This window comes from Ochrobactrum sp. A-1 (genome assembly GCF_022488005.1).
Classification (GTDB): Bacteria; Pseudomonadota; Alphaproteobacteria; order Rhizobiales; family Rhizobiaceae; genus Brucella.
Map to the genome: position 1 here is coordinate 225,342 of NZ_JAKVQC010000007.1, position 17,241 is coordinate 242,582.

Consider the following 17,241-nt stretch of genomic DNA (forward strand, 5'->3'; position numbering starts at 1 on the left):
ATAGGGTGTGATTTGGCTGACTATTTGTAAAATCGTTCTTTCAGATCGATTCATAAGTTTAATTTATGCTGATTAAATCTTCCTACACTTGAGCAGGGTGACATGAGATGAGATATGTGCAGCTGCGTGCTTTTCATTATGTAGCGATTTACGGCGGCTTTTCGCGCGCGGCGGAAGCTCTTTACCTTACCCAGCCTGCAATCTCCGATCAGGTTCGTAAGCTGGAGGAGGAATATGACATTCTGCTTTTCTACAGACACAAGAAGCAGGTTACACTTACGGAATCCGGTCAGAAGCTTCTTGAAATCACCCATCGCTTGTTCGAGGTTGAGAAACAGGCAAATGAACTGCTGTCCGAGTCACGCGCATTCAGAACCGGGAATCTGACTATTTTTGCAGATGCTGCGCATCACCTGCTGGGCATTCTGCGCGCATTCCGTGATCGATATCCGGACGTGAAAATCAGCGTGAATACGGGCAATACTGATTCCGTCGTCAAGGCGCTTTACAGTTACGAAGCCGATATAGGTATTCTAGGTGAGGTCCCGAATACCCAGGATTTCGAGATACACAAACTCAGTTCATCTCCGATCATCGCTTTTGCTTCGGTCAATCATCCGGCATCCAAGGCGCAATCCCTGACGCTGGAGCAACTGGCGGAAATGCCGCTGATTTTCCGCGAGCAAGGATCGAAAACCCGAAGGAAGCTTGAGGACCTTGCGGCAAGCAAGGGTATTGAGCTACTGCCTGTCATCGAAGCTGAAGGCCGCGAGGCTGTGCGGGAGATCGTCGCGAGCGGCGCCGGTATCGGGTTTGTCTCTAAAGCCGAATTCAGCGCCGACATGCGGCTGAAGGCAATCCAGATCAGTTCGGACGAAATGCTTATGGACGAAGCGGCCATCTGCCTGAACGAGCGAAGTTCAGGTGCGCTCATCAGGGCGTTTATGGAAATCGCAAGAAGTAAGCTGTGAGACCTTAACATTTCTCCGGCACACTGTGGACAGGTTCCCTTTCGGCCAAGCAGGTGTCTGCGCAGCAGCCGAATTCAATTTCCATCAATTAAACTTATAGATTGATCTGAAAGAACGATTTTACAAATAGACGGTCAAATCACAATCTATGTCCAGCCATTTGAAACAGGTTCAATCGAAAGACTGTGTGGAGGACATAAATGGTGGAATACAACAAAGTCATTGCGCCCCGATTTGATCCCCCAGTTCTGGGTGAGCCATATCTCTTGACGCCTGGACCGCTGACGACCGCTACCGAAGTCAAGCAGGCAATGCTGCGAGACTGGGGCTCATGGGACGGTGATTTTCGCGGCATGACGGCGGAAATGCGTCAGCGTCTGCTGGAAATTGCGGGAGACCGGAGGGGCGATTTTGATTGCGTTCCGATCCAGGGAAGCGGTTCGTTCGCGGTTGAAGCGATGTTGGGTACCTTCCTGCCACGCGACGGCAAGATTCTGGTTCTGATAAATGGAGCCTATGGTCAGCGTATCGCGCAGACGCTGGAATATCTGGGGCGAGCTTACAGCGTAATCGACAAAGGTGATTATCTGCCGCCGCGCGGCGATGAAGTGGCAGCGGCTCTCGATGCAGATCCCGCCATCACGCATGTGATCGTCGTGCATTGCGAAACTAGTTCAGGCATTCTCAATCCGGTCGGCGAAATTTCCGAAGTGGTTTATGCGCGTGGTCGCAAATTGCTGGTGGATTCGATGAGTGCTTTCGGTGCGATCGATCTCAGCGTCGGCACCATCCGTTATGAGGCGATGGTTTCCTCTGCCAATAAATGCATCGAAGGGGTGCCGGGCTTTGGTTTCGCTATTGCCCGAAAGAGCGAGCTGGAGGCTTCCAAGGGCAATTGCCATTCCCTTTCGTTGGACATTCATGCGCAATGGATCGCGATGAACAAGACAGGCCAATGGCGCTACACACCGCCAACCCATGTCGTTGCCGCCTTCATGGAAGCGTTGCGTATGCATGAGGTGGAAGGCGGCGCGAAGGGCCGGCTTGCTCGCTACACCGAAAATCGCGATGTCATGGTCGCGGGAATGCGCGAGCTCGGTTTTGAAACCCTGCTGCGCGACCGTTGGCTGTCGCCGATTATCGTGACGTTCTTCACCCCGGCCCACCCGAATTTCGAATTCAACAGATTCTATGAACTGATGAAAAGCAAGGGGTTCATCATCTATCCCGGAAAACTGACGGTAGTCGAAAGTTTCCGTATCGGCTGCATCGGCCGGATGGATGCGGCTGTCATGCGCAAGGTTGTCGCTGCCGCACGGGAAACCCTTGATGCCATGGGTGTCGACACGGCTGTGCCACCGGCTGCGGCTCTCGATGAAAGAGCGAAACTCGCCGCATAGATTTTGGAACACAAACGGGTTTGGACCCGGCCCGCAAAGGATATCGACGTGAATAAGATGACCAATCTGACTGTTACGGTGAACGACCGCGACTATAGCTGGCCCAAGGCTCCGGCGATCGCCATCTGCCTCGACGGTTGCGAACCCGCCTATCTGGATGAAGCAATAGCCGCGGGGCTCATGCCGACATTGAAGCGGATCAAGCAGACTGGCGCTGTACGCACCGCTCACAGCGTCATCCCAAGCTTTACCAACCCGAATAATCTATCCATCGCGACCGGGCGCCCGCCGGCTGTGCACGGGATTTGCGGCAATTATCTCTATGACCGCGAGACCGGGACGGAAGTGATGATGAACGACGTACGTTTCCTCCGCGCACCGACCATCTTCAAAGGCTTCTACGATGCCGGTGCCAAAGTTGCGGTCGTGACCGCGAAAGACAAGCTGCGCGCCCTTCTGGGGGCGGGATTGCAGTTCGATGATGAACGTGCCGTCTGCTTTTCGGCAGAACGCTCGGATACGACGACCAAGGCGGAAAATGGCATCGACAATGCCTCGAAGTGGCTGGGTATGCCCGTGCCGGAAGTCTATTCGGCAGAATTGTCGGAGTTCGTCTTTGCTGCTGGCGTGAAGCTGCTGCAGACATTCCGCCCGGATGTGATGTATCTCACCACAACGGACTATGTGCAGCACAAATATGCGCCTGGCACCCCGCAAGCCAATGCCTTCTATGAAATGTTCGACAAATATCTGACCGAACTCGATGCGCTTGGCGCTGCAATCGTGGTGACAGCCGATCACGGCATGAAGCCGAAGCATAAGGCCGATGGTTCGCCAGATGTGGTTTATGTTCAAGATATTCTTGACGAATGGCTTGGCAAGGATACCGCCCGGGTTATCCTGCCGATCACCGATCCCTATGTCGTCCACCATGGTGCGCTCGGTTCTTTTGCTACCGCCTATCTGCCTGAAGGCACGGATATTGCCAATATCATGAAGCGCCTTGCAGGGATTGAAGGCATAGATGTCGTGCTGGATAATCCGGCTGCTGCTGAGCGCTTCGAACTGCCTGCTGACCGTATTGGTGACATTGTTCTGGTTTCGACCGTCAACAAGGCGATCGGTACCAGCGAACATCGACACGATCTGGCTGCGCTCAACGAACCTTTGCGTTCGCATGGCGGGCTGACCGAGCAGGACGTACCTTTCATCGTCAACCGGCAGATGCCGGACTTGCCGAATGCGCCTGTTTTGCGAAACTTCGATGCATTCTTTTACGCTGTCACTGCGGCTGCGCACGCGTGATACTCCAAAGGCCGATGAAGGAATACGCCATGGTCAAGCCTGAAACACAGATCAAGACACGACACGAGCCGATGCGTATCGCTGGCCGCAAGGTTGATGCCGATACGACATTCGATGTGCATTATCCCTATACGAATGCGGTGATCGGCACTGTCCCTGCAGGTCGGGCAGAGCATGCGCGCGAAGCCTTCAGGATTGCAGCGTCCTACCAATCGAAGCTCACTCGGTATGAACGGCAGAAAATCCTGTTGCGCACTGCCGAACTGCTGGTCGAGCGCAAGGAGGAAATGGCCAGCCTGATTACCTCAGAGCTCGGTATTTCGAAGATGGATGCCTATTATGAAGTCGGGCGCGCTTACGATGTCTTCACCCTTTCGGGACAGATGTGTTTGCATGACGACGGTGAAATCTTCTCTTGCGATCTGACACCGCACGGGAAGGCGCGCAAGATTTTCACCACGCGCGAACCGTTGCAGGCAATCTCCGCGATCACACCATTCAATCATCCGCTGAACATGGTGGCTCATAAGGTTGCGCCGGCAATTGCCACGAACAATTGCGTCGTGGTGAAGCCGACCGAACTGACACCGATGACCGCTCTGCTGTTGTGCGACATCATGTATGAAGCCGGCTTGCCGCCGCAGATGCTGTCGGTCGTCACCGGCCTGCCCAACGATATTGGGCTGGAAATGATTACGAACCCCGATATTGACCTCATCACCTTTACCGGTGGCGTTCCGGTGGGCAAGATGATCGCCCGTACCGGGGGCTACAAGCGGATGGTGCTGGAGCTTGGCGGCAACGATCCTCTCATCATTCTCAACGATCTGAGCGACGATGATCTGGCCAAGGCCGCCGATCTGGCGGTTGCCGGCGCGACCAAGAATTCCGGCCAGCGCTGCACGGCGGTGAAACGCATTCTCTGTCAGGGCAGTGTTGCGGACCGTTTCGTGCCGATGGTCCTGGAACGGGCGAAGAAAATCCGCTTCGGCGATCCGATGGACCCACAGACCGAGCTAGGCACAGTCGTGCACGAACAGGCTGCGGCGCGTTTCGAGCAGCTTGTTTATTCGGCTGCCGAACAGGGAGCAAAGGTACTCTACGACCCCGGCAGACAAGGCGCATTGCTGCCACCGATCGTTGTGGACGAAGTTCCCCATGGTTCGGAATTGGTCATGCAGGAAACTTTCGGCCCCGTCATTCCGATCATCCGCGCACCGGAAGATGACGATGCCCTGATCGCTTTGTCGAATTCGACGGACTTTGGCTTGTCGTCCGGCGTTTGCACCAATGATTATCGCCGCATGCAGAAATACATCCGGGGTTTGAAAGTCGGCACCGTCAATATCTGGGAAGTCCCGGGATATCGGATTGAGATGTCTCCGTTTGGAGGCATCAAGGATTCCGGCAACGGTTACAAGGAAGGTGTGATCGAAGCCATGAAGAGCTTTACCAACGTCAAGACGTTCTCGCTGCCTTGGGAAACATAGGCGGGGGAAACATAATAAGGGGGAAGCATAGGCGAGAAAGCACGAAGGCTGAAGCATCGGGAAGGGGACGCTGATGAAACTGGCGGTGCATACGGAAGGCGAATCCAATCGCTCGCAGGCCCGCCAGCGCTGGCAAGAGCAGAAAAACAGTCCAGCCATGCAGCAGTTGCTGAACCGCGACGCTGATATTTTCCTGCATCAAAGTTTGTCCAGCCCATGTCTGACGGCGATTGTCAGGGCGCAAGGCATCTGGATCGAGGATGCCAATGGACGGCGCTTCATGGATTTTCATGGCAATAGCGCTCATCATATCGGCTATGCGCATCCACGTCTGATTGAAGCCGTGAAGAAACAGATGGACGAGCTTTGCTTTGCGCCTCGTCGTTTCACTTGCGAGACTGCCGTGCTGCTCGCCGAAAAACTGGCCACTCTTGCTCCCGGCAATCTGGACAAGGTGCTGTTTACAACGGGAGGATCGGATGCCATCGAAGTCGCCCTGAAGGTCGCGCGCGCCGCCACGGGACGTTTCAAGACATTGTCCTTCTGGGATGCCTTTCATGGTGCAGGCTTTGGAGCATCCTCGGTCGGCGGCGAGGCGACATTCCGGTCCGGTATTGCCGGGCCGCTGCTGCCGGGAACGGAGCATGTGCCGCCTTTTGCCTGCTATCGCTGTCACTATAAGCACAAGAGTCCGGATAGTTGCGGCATTGCCTGCGCCGATGTTGTGTCATTTGTGCTGGAGCGGGAAGGCGATATCGCGGCTGTCGTTGCCGAACCCATGCGTGCAACGCCCTATCCGCCACCACCGGGATTCTGGAAGAAGGTGCGCGAGGCTTGCGACCGGCACGGAACCTTGCTGATCTTCGACGAAATACCGACCGGGTTGGGCAAGACGGGCAAGTTCTTTGCGTCGGATCATGACGGCGTTACACCTGACATGATCGTTCTTGGCAAGTCGCTGGGCGGAGGGTTGCTTCCCATTGCCAGCACCATCGTTCGTCGCGATCTCGATGTTTGCGGCGACTTTGCGATCGGTCACTATACGCATGAGAAGAATCCCGTCACGGCTCGTGCAGCGCTCACGACAATTGAGATCATTGAACAGGAGGGCCTGGTGGAGCGCGCGGCAGAGCTTGGCGCTTATGCGATGGGCCGTTTGCGTGCGCTTCAGGCCCGTTGTCATCGTGTCGGAGATGTGCGCGGGCGGGGATTGTTGTTCGGTTTGGAGCTGGTGACAGACCACGACACACGGATGCCCGATCATGAAATGGCGGAAGCCGTTTACTATCGTTGCCTTGATGGTGGCGTCAGTTTCAAGATCAGCCAGGGCAATGTGCTGACGCTTTCGCCACCGTTGATCATCACCCGAACCGAGCTGGATCAGGCTTTGGATATCATCGAAGGAGCTATTCTCGCGGCAAGTAGCCGCTGATCGCCGCTATAATACCAAGGCGCTGAGATGCTACGCATCACGCCTTGAAAAAGTTTAATCGCCACTCGGGCTTAACCAAAGTCCAATGAGTTTCACTCAACGGACTTTGGTATAAGTTCTGCCTTGGAATTCATAAGATAAATAGATTTTACTTATTCAACCTGACTCCACACTATACTGCTCAAAAAGAGGAAAAGTCTGAGATCCATCAGACAGGGAACATAAAACCAAGCCGCCAAAGGCTGAAAATGGGGAAATTTCACATGTTGAAACAAGGTGCTTTCATATTATCGCTCGTGACTGCCCTGAGCTTGCCCTACGGCGCGCAGGCTCAACAGTCGGAACTGACGGTCTATACTGCGTTCGAGGCTGTCGATCTGCAGCGTTTCGCCGACGCTTTCAACAAGGACCATCCGGATATCAAGATCAACTGGGTGCGCGATTCCACCGGTGTGATGACCGCCAAGTTGCTGGCGGAAAAAAACAATCCCAAGGCCGATATCATCTGGGGGATTGCTGCCACGTCATTGCTGGTTCTGAAAAGCGAAGGAATGCTGGAGCCTTATACGCCGAAGGAGGTCGACAAGCTTGATCCGCGTTTCGTGGACAAGGATCGCCCGACGAGTTGGATCGGGCTCGATGCCTATGTCGCCGCCGTCTGCTTCAATACGGTTGAAGCGGAAAAGCTTGGACTGAAGCCGCCAAAGAGCTGGGCGGACCTGACCAAGCCGGAATATAAGGGGCACGTGGTGATGCCGAACCCTGCTTCATCGGGAACCGGCTTCCTTGATGTATCGTCCTGGCTGCAAATGTTCGGCGAGAAGAATGGGTGGAGTTTTATGGACGCCCTTCACGCCAATATTGCCAATTATACCCATTCCGGTTCCAAGCCGTGCAAGATGGCAGGAGCCGGCGAAATACCGATTGGTATTTCGTTTGAATTCCCTGCATCGCAGGTCAAGAAGGCGGGCGCGCCGATCGATATCATTTTCCCCGAGGAAGGGTCCGGCTGGGAGTCGGAAGCGGTAGCGATCATGGCAGGTACACCCAATCTGGAAGCTGCCCAGACTCTCATGGACTGGACGCTGACCACCAATGCGATGGAAGCTCTCAACCAGAGTTTCGCTGTGGTGGCCCTACCAGGCGTCGCCAAGCCGGTGGAGTATATTCCGTCCGATCTCAAATCCAAGATGATCGATAACAATCTGGAATGGGCCGCCAATAATCGGAAGGCAATTCTGGATGAGTGGACGAAACGCTACGATTCCAAGTCCGAATCCAAAGGCTGAAGCACTTTCTGCAGAAACGAAAGTCGATTTGCGCCGCGCAATACGTGAAGCCAGCTCAATGCTTTGCCGCGGCGTAAACCGTGTACTGCCAGATCCGCATGGGAGAAACATATGCTCATCCAGAGGAATTTAAGTGTGAACAACGATACCGCTTCGGAGTCCGCGCCGTTTAACGACACGTTATATTCAGCCGCTCCCGCACATCCAGTTCGCAAGGATTACCTTCAGATTGAAGGCCTATGGAAAAATTTTGGGGACTTTCAGGCTCTGAAAGACATCAATCTTGAAATAGGCGAAGGTGAGTTCATCTGCTTTCTCGGCCCTTCCGGATGCGGCAAGACCACACTTCTGCGGGCAATTGCCGGATTGGATCTGCAAACGCGCGGCAGCATTCGGCAGGCGGGGCGGGATATTTCCGTCCTGCCTCCCTCACAACGGGATTACGGCATCGTATTCCAGTCCTATGCCTTGTTCCCCAATCTGACGATCGAGAAGAATATCGCCTTCGGGCTGGAAAACTGGAAGCGTCCGCGCGCCGAGATCAAGGCACGCGTTGAAGAATTGCTTGAGCTGATCGGTCTGGCTGATCAGGCGCGCAAATATCCCGCCCAGCTTTCGGGCGGCCAGCAACAGCGTGTCGCTCTGGCGCGCGCCATTGCAATCTCGCCGGGTCTTCTTCTGCTGGACGAGCCGCTTTCGGCGCTCGATGCCAAGGTTCGGGTTCATCTGCGGCATGAAATAAAGGAACTGCAGCGCAAGCTCGGCGTCACCACGATCATGGTCACCCATGATCAGGAAGAAGCACTCGCGACCGCTGACCGCATTGTCGTGATGAACGGCGGCGCAATCGAACAGATCGGAACGCCGCTGGAGGTTTACCGCCAGCCAAATACGCTGTTTGTGGCCGACTTCATCGGCGAAACCAACAAGTATCCGGTTGTGGTCGGCAATGAAGGCGCGGTCGGATTAGGGCGGTTTTCTCTCCACTGTCATGATCACGATCTGCCCGCCGGTTCTGAAGCGGTCGCAGTCATTCGTCCCAACGACATCGTCCCCCACGGTCGTTTGATCGACGATCGGTCTTTTGCCGAAAATGGCGAGAACCTGATCGAGGTGCAGATCGAATCCATGGAGTTCCTGGGATCGTTCTGGCGCACGCATATGCGCAGTCCCGATCTTCAGAACCAGCCTTTGATTGCAGATTTTTCCGTCAATGCCGAGCGGCGTCTCCGGCTGGCCGAAGGCATGTCTATCCTGGTTCAGCTCCCCAAGAGCCGTATGCTGGTCTTCGGCAAGAGGGCGCAATAAATGAGCACAGTCAGCGATCATCTGGCCATGCCAGCCGCTTCACGAAAAGCTCTGTTCCGTAAAGTCAGCACGGATGACTGGATCAAGCGCGGCATGATGCTGGTGATCGGTCTCTATCTTCTCATGACACTGGCCGCGCCGCTTTACGTCATGCTGACCAAGTCTTTCAACAGTTACCAGTTTCAGCTCGGCAATTTTGAAGTTCAGGTCGGCGATGGAAAAGGAAACTGGCAAGACCCTCAAACGCTTTCCGCGCTGAATGAAGCGCTTGACGTCCTCAAGCCCGATGACCTCGCTACATCCAATAGCGGTCGGTTGTCGCCAACGGATCTGTTTCCGGACTTCAGCTTCCGTGGGCCGGAACATTACCGGATGCGCGGTCTGACACCGGATGCGCGCTTCCTGATCGGTTCGACGCCGCATCAAGGTGAAGCCTGGCAGGAGATGGATTCCAATACTTTCCGGCGCGTCATGCTGGTTCCGTCGCAGATAAGAGGCCTCGAAAACTACCGGACCTATTTTTCATCGCCAACGCTGTTTCTATCGATCAAGAACTCTTTTCTGATTGCGGTCGCCAGCATGATCCTGACTGTGACGCTCGCCTTCGGTTTCGCCTATGCGCTCAACCGTTCGCAGATGCGGTTCAAGGGGCTCTTCAAGCTGATCGCGGTCATGCCAATTCTTGTTCCGTCATTGTTGCCGGGGATCGGGCTCATCTACCTGTTCGGTAATCAGGGCATATTGAGGGAACTGCTTTTTGGCGTACCCATCTATGGACCATTGGGGATTGTGCTCGGGTCTGTATTCTTTACCTTTCCACACGCATTAATGATCATATCGACGGCGCTCGCCGTCTCTGATGCCCGCCATTATGAAGCGGCGGAAGCTCTGCGCACTTCAAAATGGCGCACATTCTGGACCGTAACCGTTCCGGGAGCCCGCTATGGTCTGATCTCGGCTGCTTTCGTTGTATTCAATCTGGTGATTACCGACTTCGGCCTGCCCAAGGTCATCGGGGGGCAATTCAATGTGCTGGCCGTCGACATATACAAACAGGTCATCGGCCAACAGAATTTCGAGATTGGTGCGGTGGTATCGGTCATGTTGCTGTTTCCGGCCATCGTCGCCTTTGTTGTCGATCGTGCCATCCAGCGCAAACAGGTCGCCCTTCTGTCTGCCCGTGCCGTACCGCTGGTGCCGAAGAAGAAGCCGGTTGCCGACAATCTGAGCCTTCTCTATTGCACTCTGATCGCCATTTTCATCGTCGGTTTGATGGCTGTGTGCCAATTGGCAGCCGTCGTCAATTTCTGGCCCTACGACATGACGTTGAGCCTACGCAACTTCGACTTCAGCCGCATGGATGGTGGAGGGTGGGCGGCCTATGCCAACTCGATCCAGCTTGCCTTCCTGACGGCGATCATTGGTACAATCATTGTATTCGTCGGCGCATATGCCGTAGAAAAAACGGATGGCTTTTTCAAGGGGCGGATGCTGTTCCAGTTTCTGGCGATGCTGCCAATGGCTGTGCCGGGCATGGTGCTGGGCTTGTCCTACATCTTCTTCTTCAACAATCCGGCTAATCCGCTTCATGGCATTTATGGAACCATGGCCATACTTGTCATCTGCACGGTAACGCATTTTTATAGCGTCGCGCATCTCACAGCACTCACGGCATTGAAGCAGATGGATTCAGAGTTTGAAGCCGTATCGGCTTCACTGAAACAGCCATTCTATAAACTGTTCGCCCGAGTGACTGTGCCGGTCTGCCTGCCTGCCATTCTTGATGTCTCACTCTATCTGTTCGTCAATGCCATGACCACCGTATCGGCGGTAGTATTTCTCTACTCGGCACATACTGCACTTGCTTCGATTGCCGTTCTCAACATGGATGATGCAGGAGATGTGGCCCCGGCCGCGGCGATGGGCATGATGATATTCTATACCAATGTGATTGCCCGCCTGGCCTATTTCGCGGTGTCACGGTTTCTTTTGAAGCGCACGCAGTCATGGCGGTTCAGAGAGGCGTGATACCACGTGAGGCGGTCGGCAGTTTATTCGCCATTTTCATATTCTGGTATACTGCGACGTTGTTCAGCCGATGGTTGGTGAGATTCTCAACGCCCGAAGCGCATTGAGGATAACCGCAACATCAATCACCTCTTGGAGCAATGCACCTTGGACAGGTAACAGATAACCGAACGCTGCCGCTATCATGGCGATAACCGAAAGGCCGATACCCACCACAACACTTTCGATAGCAATACGTCTCGACTGCTTCGCGATCTCTATCCCGGTGCGAAGCCTGTCTATCCTGTCAACAAGAAGAACGACGTCGGCGGCCTCAGCCGACGCAGCCGCTCCTCTGGCACCCATAGCAATGCCGACATCTGCCGCTGCAAGCGCAGGTGCATCGTTGACGCCATCTCCCACCATCATGACGGGGCCATTCTTGCGCTCACTAAGTACGGTCAGCACCTTCTGATCGGGCGAAAGTTCGGAGTAAATGGCATCAAGCCCCAATCCTTTGGCTATGCGTTTAGCTACCGCTGCGCGGTCGCCCGTTGCTAGCACTATTCGCCTTACGCCGTCCTTGCGTAAACCGCGTAACGTATCGACCACATCGCCGCGCAACGGATCGGCCATGACGATATAGCCTGCAATACCGTCGTCTATTGCGACTGCAACCACGGCTGCCCCAGCTTCTGTACGAGGGATTTCGATCGGCTTTGCGTTGGCTTGTCTCTCAACGAAGCTATGTCCGCCGACAATAACGCTTCTACCATCAACCCGGCCAGCCACTCCGTCCCCTGCCAGTTCGCTAACGTCCGTCGGCAATACAAGATCTAAACCGCGTCCTTGAGCTGCCAATACAAGAGCCTGTGCCATCGGATGCTTCGACACCTGATCAAGGGAGGCAGCGAACCGCAATACCTCGTTTTCGCTGAATCCTGGCTCAAGGTAGATTGAGGTGATCTGTGGCCGGCCGTCGGTCAGTGTGCCGGTCTTGTCCAGCACCAGCGTATTGATGCGAGCCATATTCTCCAGTGGACCCGCGCCCTTCACCAACACCCCGAAATGAGCTGAGCGCGACAGTCCAGCAACAAGAGCGACGGGCACCGCCAGGATGAGAGGACACGGTGTCGCCACGACGAGAACGGCTACCGACCTTATCGGGTCTCCCGTGAACCACCATGCAGTGAAGGCGATCATGACAGTCACGATCAGAAAGCCGACAGACCACTGATCCGCCAGTCTCGACATAGGAGCCTTCGAACGCTGGGCCTCTTCTACGAGGCGAACTATGCCAGCATAAGTGCTATTTTTCGCTTCGTGTCTGGCAACAATATCGAAAGCATCGCCAGCATTGGTTGATCCGCTCAACACATGGGCTCCCGACGCAAGCGAGACCGGAAGCGACTCTCCGGTGAGCGCGGACGTGTTTACGAAGGCTTTTAAGGAGGCGATACTTCCGTCGACAGGAATGACATCCCCTTGACGGATCAGCAGTCGGTCACCGGGACGAACAGTATCAACGGCAGTCTCTTCGAGATGATCATCGATATAACGCATTGTCGTTCGCGGGGCACGAGACAGCAAAGCATGCATCTCACGACGCGCTCGTCCTTCAGCAAAACTCTCAAGAAAGGCTCCGCCGGTGTACATGAGGGCAACAATTGAAGCCGCCAGCATTTCCCCAAATGCCAGCGCTGCCGACATTGACATCGCCGCGACGATATCCAGCCCGAACTCCTTCCGCCCTAAACTCCGGAGAATTTCGACGAGCAAAGCCGCCAGCACAGGCAGGGTGGCGATAGTCCACGTTAGCCGCGCGCCGTATGAGTAGCCGAAGAAGTGCAAGCCGAGCCCGATCACAAGCCCGCAGAAGGCCAAAACTAAAAGGATTGTTTTTGTTCGATCTTCAATCGAAAGTCGCATTACTAACATTTCCCCAGCATGCAGAATGAACAGATTATAGAGCGCATTGTCTTGCCTTACGCTGACTATGATCAATCCCCTTCAAGCAACTTGCTACCAAAAACTAACAGAGACCATCAGATTGCAGTGCGGACCAAGTCACCGATGACCACAGTGAGTGCCATTGCCAGCGCGCTGGCCGTCACAATATGCGTATCGCCAGCAACCAGTATTTGTGTCGTTCCATCGGCGGCGGATGCAACGCTCATAGTTAAGCTGGCCGTTGAGGCGATTCCTTCGCAGACTCCCAGAGTCGTGTTCTGGCCTTCGGAAAATTTCACTGAACGCTTGAAAAGCAAACAATATATATTATTATATATTATATAATGATGTGTATCGGAGGCAAAAATGCCCATCACCACAATATCCGAGAAGCTATCGGTATCTTCGCAGCTAAATCGGAACGAGCTCAGTTTACTGCATCGCAGCGGCTTTAAAACGCTGATCAACAACCGTCTTGACGGCGAGGATACAGACCAGCCTGGAAACCAGGTCGAATGCGATTCAGCCAATCAATGCCATCTTTCCTATGCTTTCATTCCCGTCACCTTGAACTCGATCACTGAAGCTGACGTGCGTGCGTTTCAGGCGGCAATCAGAAAGTCTGAAGGTCCGGTGCTCGCCCATTGCAAGACGGGTATGCGCTCGCTTAGCCTTCATCTTATCGGCGAGGTATTAGACGAACGCATGTCTGTCGAGGAAGTGATATCGTTCGGACGCCAACACGGCTTTGATACCAGTGCTGCTACAGCTTGGCTTAGACGCTTTGCTGACAGTCGCCCGCAGGTAAAAGGATTTTTCGATAAGCGAACCTCGAGCGTTCAATACGTAGTGTCCGATCCGGCAACTGCTATGTGCGCAATAGTGGATCCCGTTCTCGACTTTGTTGAAAAGTCGGGGTCGACGGCGACGATCAATGCCGACGCAATTCTTGATTACGTTCGCGACAACAGCATGACTGTCGAATGGATTCTCGACACCCATCCACATGCGGATCATTTTTCTGCAGCCCAGTATCTGAAGGAGAGAACCGGTGCAAAAACAGCGATAGGCGAGCATGTAATCGACGTCCAGAAGCTTTGGAAGGGGATTTATAATTGGCCCGAGCTTGCTACCGATGGCTCGCAATGGGATCGGCTGTTTGCCAGTGGCGAGACGTTCAAGATCGGCTCCATCAATGCCAGGGTCATGTTTTCGCCGGGGCATACGCTCGCCTCAATCACTTACGTTGTCGGTGACTCCGCGTTTGTGCATGACACACTCTTTATGCCAGACGGCGGTACGGCACGCGCAGATTTTCCTGGCGGCGACGCGAGAGTTTTGTGGAAGTCGATCCAGGAAATCCTCGCACTTCCCGACGAGACACGGCTGTTCACCGGACATGATTACCTGCCGGGTGGCCGGGCACCGCGTTGGGAAAGCACCGTGGCGGAGCAGAGAAAGCTCAACTCGCACCTTGCCGACATGACGGAAGAGACCTTCGTTACCTTACGAACCAAGCGGGACAAGACGTTGCCGATGCCGAAACTCATCCTGCATGCGCTGCAAGTGAACATACGCGGTGGGCGCCTCCCTGAACCGGAGGCCAACGGCAAACGCTACCTGAAGTTTCCACTGGATGCATTGGAAGGAGCTGTATGGGAATGACCGAAGACATAACGGCAATGATGATGGCCGTGCTATCTCCAGCAGAGCTTTCCATGCGCGCGGGGTGAAGTGGGCAGACCTACTAAAGACACTGTCCCATCCAGCACATCTGATGATCGTCTGCAGCCTGGTGGAAGGCGAATATTCCGTGGCGATAAAACTAATATTTAGAGCGGTTTCAGCGCCCCCATTTTAACTGGGCCGCTCTAACTTTCAAAGTCACCGAAAATATCCTGCAAGCGGGTCAGACTTTGCACCCGTTCGTCGACTGCACTGCCGAGCAGAACAATGATATGCGAAAGCATGAGGTCCATGATCGCCGTCATCGTCGCCGCGCCGTCCCAGAGCGGACCGTGAGAGCCGGGAACGATGAGCGCGATGTCGGCGACTTCATTTGCCCAAGAGCAGAATTCGTCTGTTAGCAGGATCACCTTCACGCCGACACGGCGCGCTTCGACCGCCAGAGGGCGCGCCTTGGAGGCGAAGCGGCGTACATCGTGCAGAAACAGCACACGGTTTTGGACGGAGCCATCCAGAAGTTCAGCATAGGTGCCGTTCAGCCCGTCCACGAAGGAGACGCCGGGACGTGAATAGGAAAGCTGCGATGCAAAATATTGCGCAATGCCGCGTACATTCTGATAGGCGGCGACATAGACTTCGCGCGCGTCTATCAGCGCGTCGATGGTTTGCTGCCATTCCGGACGGGTGGTCAGCTCGTAGACGGTGCCGAGATTCTCGATCTGCTGCTGCACCAGACCGGCGAGCAATTTGCCTTCGCGAAAATCCTGCTGCAGTCGGGCAACTGGCCCCTTAACCTGCCAAGCCGGGTTGGAACGGCCGCGCCTGAGCGCCGTTTTCATCTCTTCAAGTCCATCAAAGCCGAGCCGCCGCAGGTAACGGCCCACCGTCATCTGAGAGATGCCAAGCCGTTCGGCAATGGACTTAGCAGTCTCAAATGGAAGATCGGCAATGTTGCGCTCAATAAAGCTGGCAATCAGCTTATCGGCCTTGGATTTACGTAACTCGGCACTTTGCAGGCGTGCGAGGATGTCTTTAGCCAAATCTTACCCCTCCCGTGAGCACCAGAGCGGCTCCCCGTAGAATTGAATTATCTGAACCGCTCGATCTATTTGCTTTTGAGTGCACCCTGTCCGAAAAGGTCTCACATTTTCACGGTGTGCCCCAGTCGCTATTGCTGCGACTGGGGGTGGCACAACAGCTTATTGTGCCGTTTTTACCTTTGTCCAGACACGGTCGAGCTGGCGAACGCCGGAACCCAGATCTTCGAAGATCTGTAGCCGCTTCATCGTTTCGTCGGTCGGGTTTATTTCCGTGCTGCTCTTGATATTGTCTAGCGTCAGCTGGCGGGCAGGCACGTTGGGCGTACCGTTGGTCTGTTGGGCAACATTGAGCGCGGCAATTTCAGGCCGTGTGTAGAACTGCATGAACTTAACGGCATTATCCTTGTTCGGGGCCGTTTTGAGGACGCACATATCTTCCTGATACATGGTGCCCCCTTCTTCTGGGATCACATAGCCGAGGTCTTTCGGATTGCCGAAGACGTCGATCATGCTGCCGACGAAGAAATGCGCGGCGGCAACATCGCCTGCGCCGACCATCGGTCGGGAATCATAGGTGAAAGCGGCCACATAAGGCTTCATCTCGATCACTGTATCGGCGGCTTTTTGAAGCTGCGCCGGGTCGGTCGAGTTCACGGAATTGCCGTTGAGGATGAGGCCAACGCTCAGCACTTCGCGCATATCGTCGAGAAGGGTAATCTTGAGCCCCTTTTCCTTGACCGTCGCCAGCAGGTCTTTCCAGCCGGTTATATCCTTGCCGAGCACGCGCCGGTTATAGAGAATGCCGACAGTTCCGAAGGCATAGGGCAGGCAATATTCGCCCTTGGGGTCGCTTTTGGCGCGAAGGAACTTCGGATCGATATTCTTGAAGCCCTCATAGGTGTTGATGTCGGTCTTGGCCAGAAGATCGAGCTTGGCCATAATGTCCTGCATATGCACGGACGGAAACACGATGTCGTAGCCGCTGGCGCCGCCCTGGATCTTGGCCAGCATTTCTTCATTAGAGGAATAGGTGGAAAGGTTAACCTTGATCTTGGTCTCTTCCTCGAACTTCTGAAGAACGGCGGGATTGATATATTCGCCCCAGTTATAGATGTTCAGCTCGTCTGCGAAGCTTTTACCGGTAGATATGCCCATGACTGTAAGCGCAATCAGCCCGAGGCGCTGAACGGCACCCTTGAAGGTTGTCATTGTAGTTCCCCTTGTCGTTTGTCACATTTTTCTCAAAGGCCGCCGCCTTTTCCGCTTATCGCTGGTGACGGAAAGGATGGGTCTTCGAGGCGTTGACTTGTACCTGAATATGGTATCAACATAACCAAATCACGCAAGAGTTAATTAGATAACA

The 17,241-nt window shown here is 54.5% G+C and carries 13 protein-coding genes and 1 pseudogene; 10 read left to right on the top strand and 4 right to left on the bottom strand.

Features of this window, described 5'->3' with window-relative positions:
* Window positions 1-107 precede the first annotated feature (107 nt).
* From MKS82_RS19040 to MKS82_RS19075, 8 genes are all read left to right on the top strand, one after another.
* A complete protein-coding gene (locus MKS82_RS19040; protein WP_109989319.1) occupies window positions 108-971 on the top strand; it encodes a LysR substrate-binding domain-containing protein in 864 nt (287 codons plus the stop codon).
* Between the two features lie 200 nt (window positions 972-1,171).
* Window positions 1,172-2,371: a 2-aminoethylphosphonate--pyruvate transaminase gene (locus MKS82_RS19045; RefSeq protein ID WP_240579175.1), complete on the top strand. Its 1,200-nt coding sequence runs from the start codon at window positions 1,172-1,174 to the stop codon at window positions 2,369-2,371.
* Between the two features lie 57 nt (window positions 2,372-2,428).
* A complete protein-coding gene (phnA, locus tag MKS82_RS19050) occupies window positions 2,429-3,676 on the top strand; it encodes a phosphonoacetate hydrolase (protein ID WP_276313445.1) in 1,248 nt (415 codons plus the stop codon).
* Between the two features lie 29 nt (window positions 3,677-3,705).
* A complete protein-coding gene (gene phnY, locus MKS82_RS19055; RefSeq protein WP_109989321.1) occupies window positions 3,706-5,166 on the top strand; it encodes a phosphonoacetaldehyde dehydrogenase in 1,461 nt (486 codons plus the stop codon).
* A 73-nt stretch (window positions 5,167-5,239) separates the two neighbouring features.
* Window positions 5,240-6,598 carry a (R)-1-hydroxy-2-aminoethylphosphonate ammonia-lyase gene (pbfA, locus tag MKS82_RS19060; protein ID WP_109989322.1) on the top strand — a complete coding sequence of 453 codons (1,359 nt, stop codon included), beginning with the start codon at window positions 5,240-5,242 and terminating at the stop codon, window positions 6,596-6,598.
* Window positions 6,599-6,861: 263 nt separating this feature from the next.
* On the top strand, window positions 6,862-7,887 hold the full coding sequence (locus MKS82_RS19065; protein ID WP_109989323.1) for a putative 2-aminoethylphosphonate ABC transporter substrate-binding protein: 1,026 nt from the start codon (window positions 6,862-6,864) through the stop codon (window positions 7,885-7,887).
* Between the two features lie 135 nt (window positions 7,888-8,022).
* Entirely contained in the window at window positions 8,023-9,195 is a 1,173-nt protein-coding gene (locus tag MKS82_RS19070) for a putative 2-aminoethylphosphonate ABC transporter ATP-binding protein (RefSeq protein ID WP_286166684.1), read from the top strand.
* Complete coding sequence (locus MKS82_RS19075) at window positions 9,196-11,223, top strand: putative 2-aminoethylphosphonate ABC transporter permease subunit (protein WP_240579176.1); 2,028 nt, start codon at window positions 9,196-9,198, stop codon at window positions 11,221-11,223.
* A 63-nt stretch (window positions 11,224-11,286) separates the two neighbouring features.
* Here MKS82_RS19075 and MKS82_RS19080 read toward each other — a convergent pair whose 3' ends face one another.
* Together MKS82_RS19080 and MKS82_RS29550 are read right to left on the bottom strand one after the other, a co-directional pair.
* Complete coding sequence (locus MKS82_RS19080) at window positions 11,287-13,131, bottom strand: heavy metal translocating P-type ATPase (RefSeq protein WP_109989347.1); 1,845 nt, start codon at window positions 13,129-13,131, stop codon at window positions 11,287-11,289.
* Window positions 13,132-13,247: 116 nt separating this feature from the next.
* Window positions 13,248-13,379 (bottom strand): hypothetical protein, encoded by a 132-nt coding sequence (locus MKS82_RS29550; protein WP_276313411.1) that lies wholly within the window; start codon window positions 13,377-13,379, stop codon window positions 13,248-13,250.
* Window positions 13,380-13,518: 139 nt separating this feature from the next.
* Between MKS82_RS29550 and blh the strand changes: the two genes are divergently transcribed.
* Both blh and MKS82_RS19090 read left to right on the top strand, forming a co-directional pair.
* Entirely contained in the window at window positions 13,519-14,817 is a 1,299-nt protein-coding gene (blh, locus tag MKS82_RS19085) for a bifunctional sulfur transferase/dioxygenase Blh (protein ID WP_109989325.1), read from the top strand.
* Window positions 14,818-14,837: 20 nt separating this feature from the next.
* Window positions 14,838-14,968: pseudogene (locus tag MKS82_RS19090) on the top strand (transcriptional regulator); the annotation flags it as partial.
* A gap of 55 nt (window positions 14,969-15,023) precedes the next feature.
* Here the strand turns inward: MKS82_RS19090 and MKS82_RS19095 are convergent.
* Window positions 15,024-15,878: a MurR/RpiR family transcriptional regulator gene (locus MKS82_RS19095; protein WP_109989326.1), complete on the bottom strand. Its 855-nt coding sequence runs from the start codon at window positions 15,876-15,878 to the stop codon at window positions 15,024-15,026.
* Between the two features lie 159 nt (window positions 15,879-16,037).
* On the bottom strand, window positions 16,038-17,087 hold the full coding sequence (locus tag MKS82_RS19100; RefSeq protein ID WP_109989327.1) for a polyamine ABC transporter substrate-binding protein: 1,050 nt from the start codon (window positions 17,085-17,087) through the stop codon (window positions 16,038-16,040).
* Window positions 17,088-17,241: the final 154 nt, after the last annotated feature.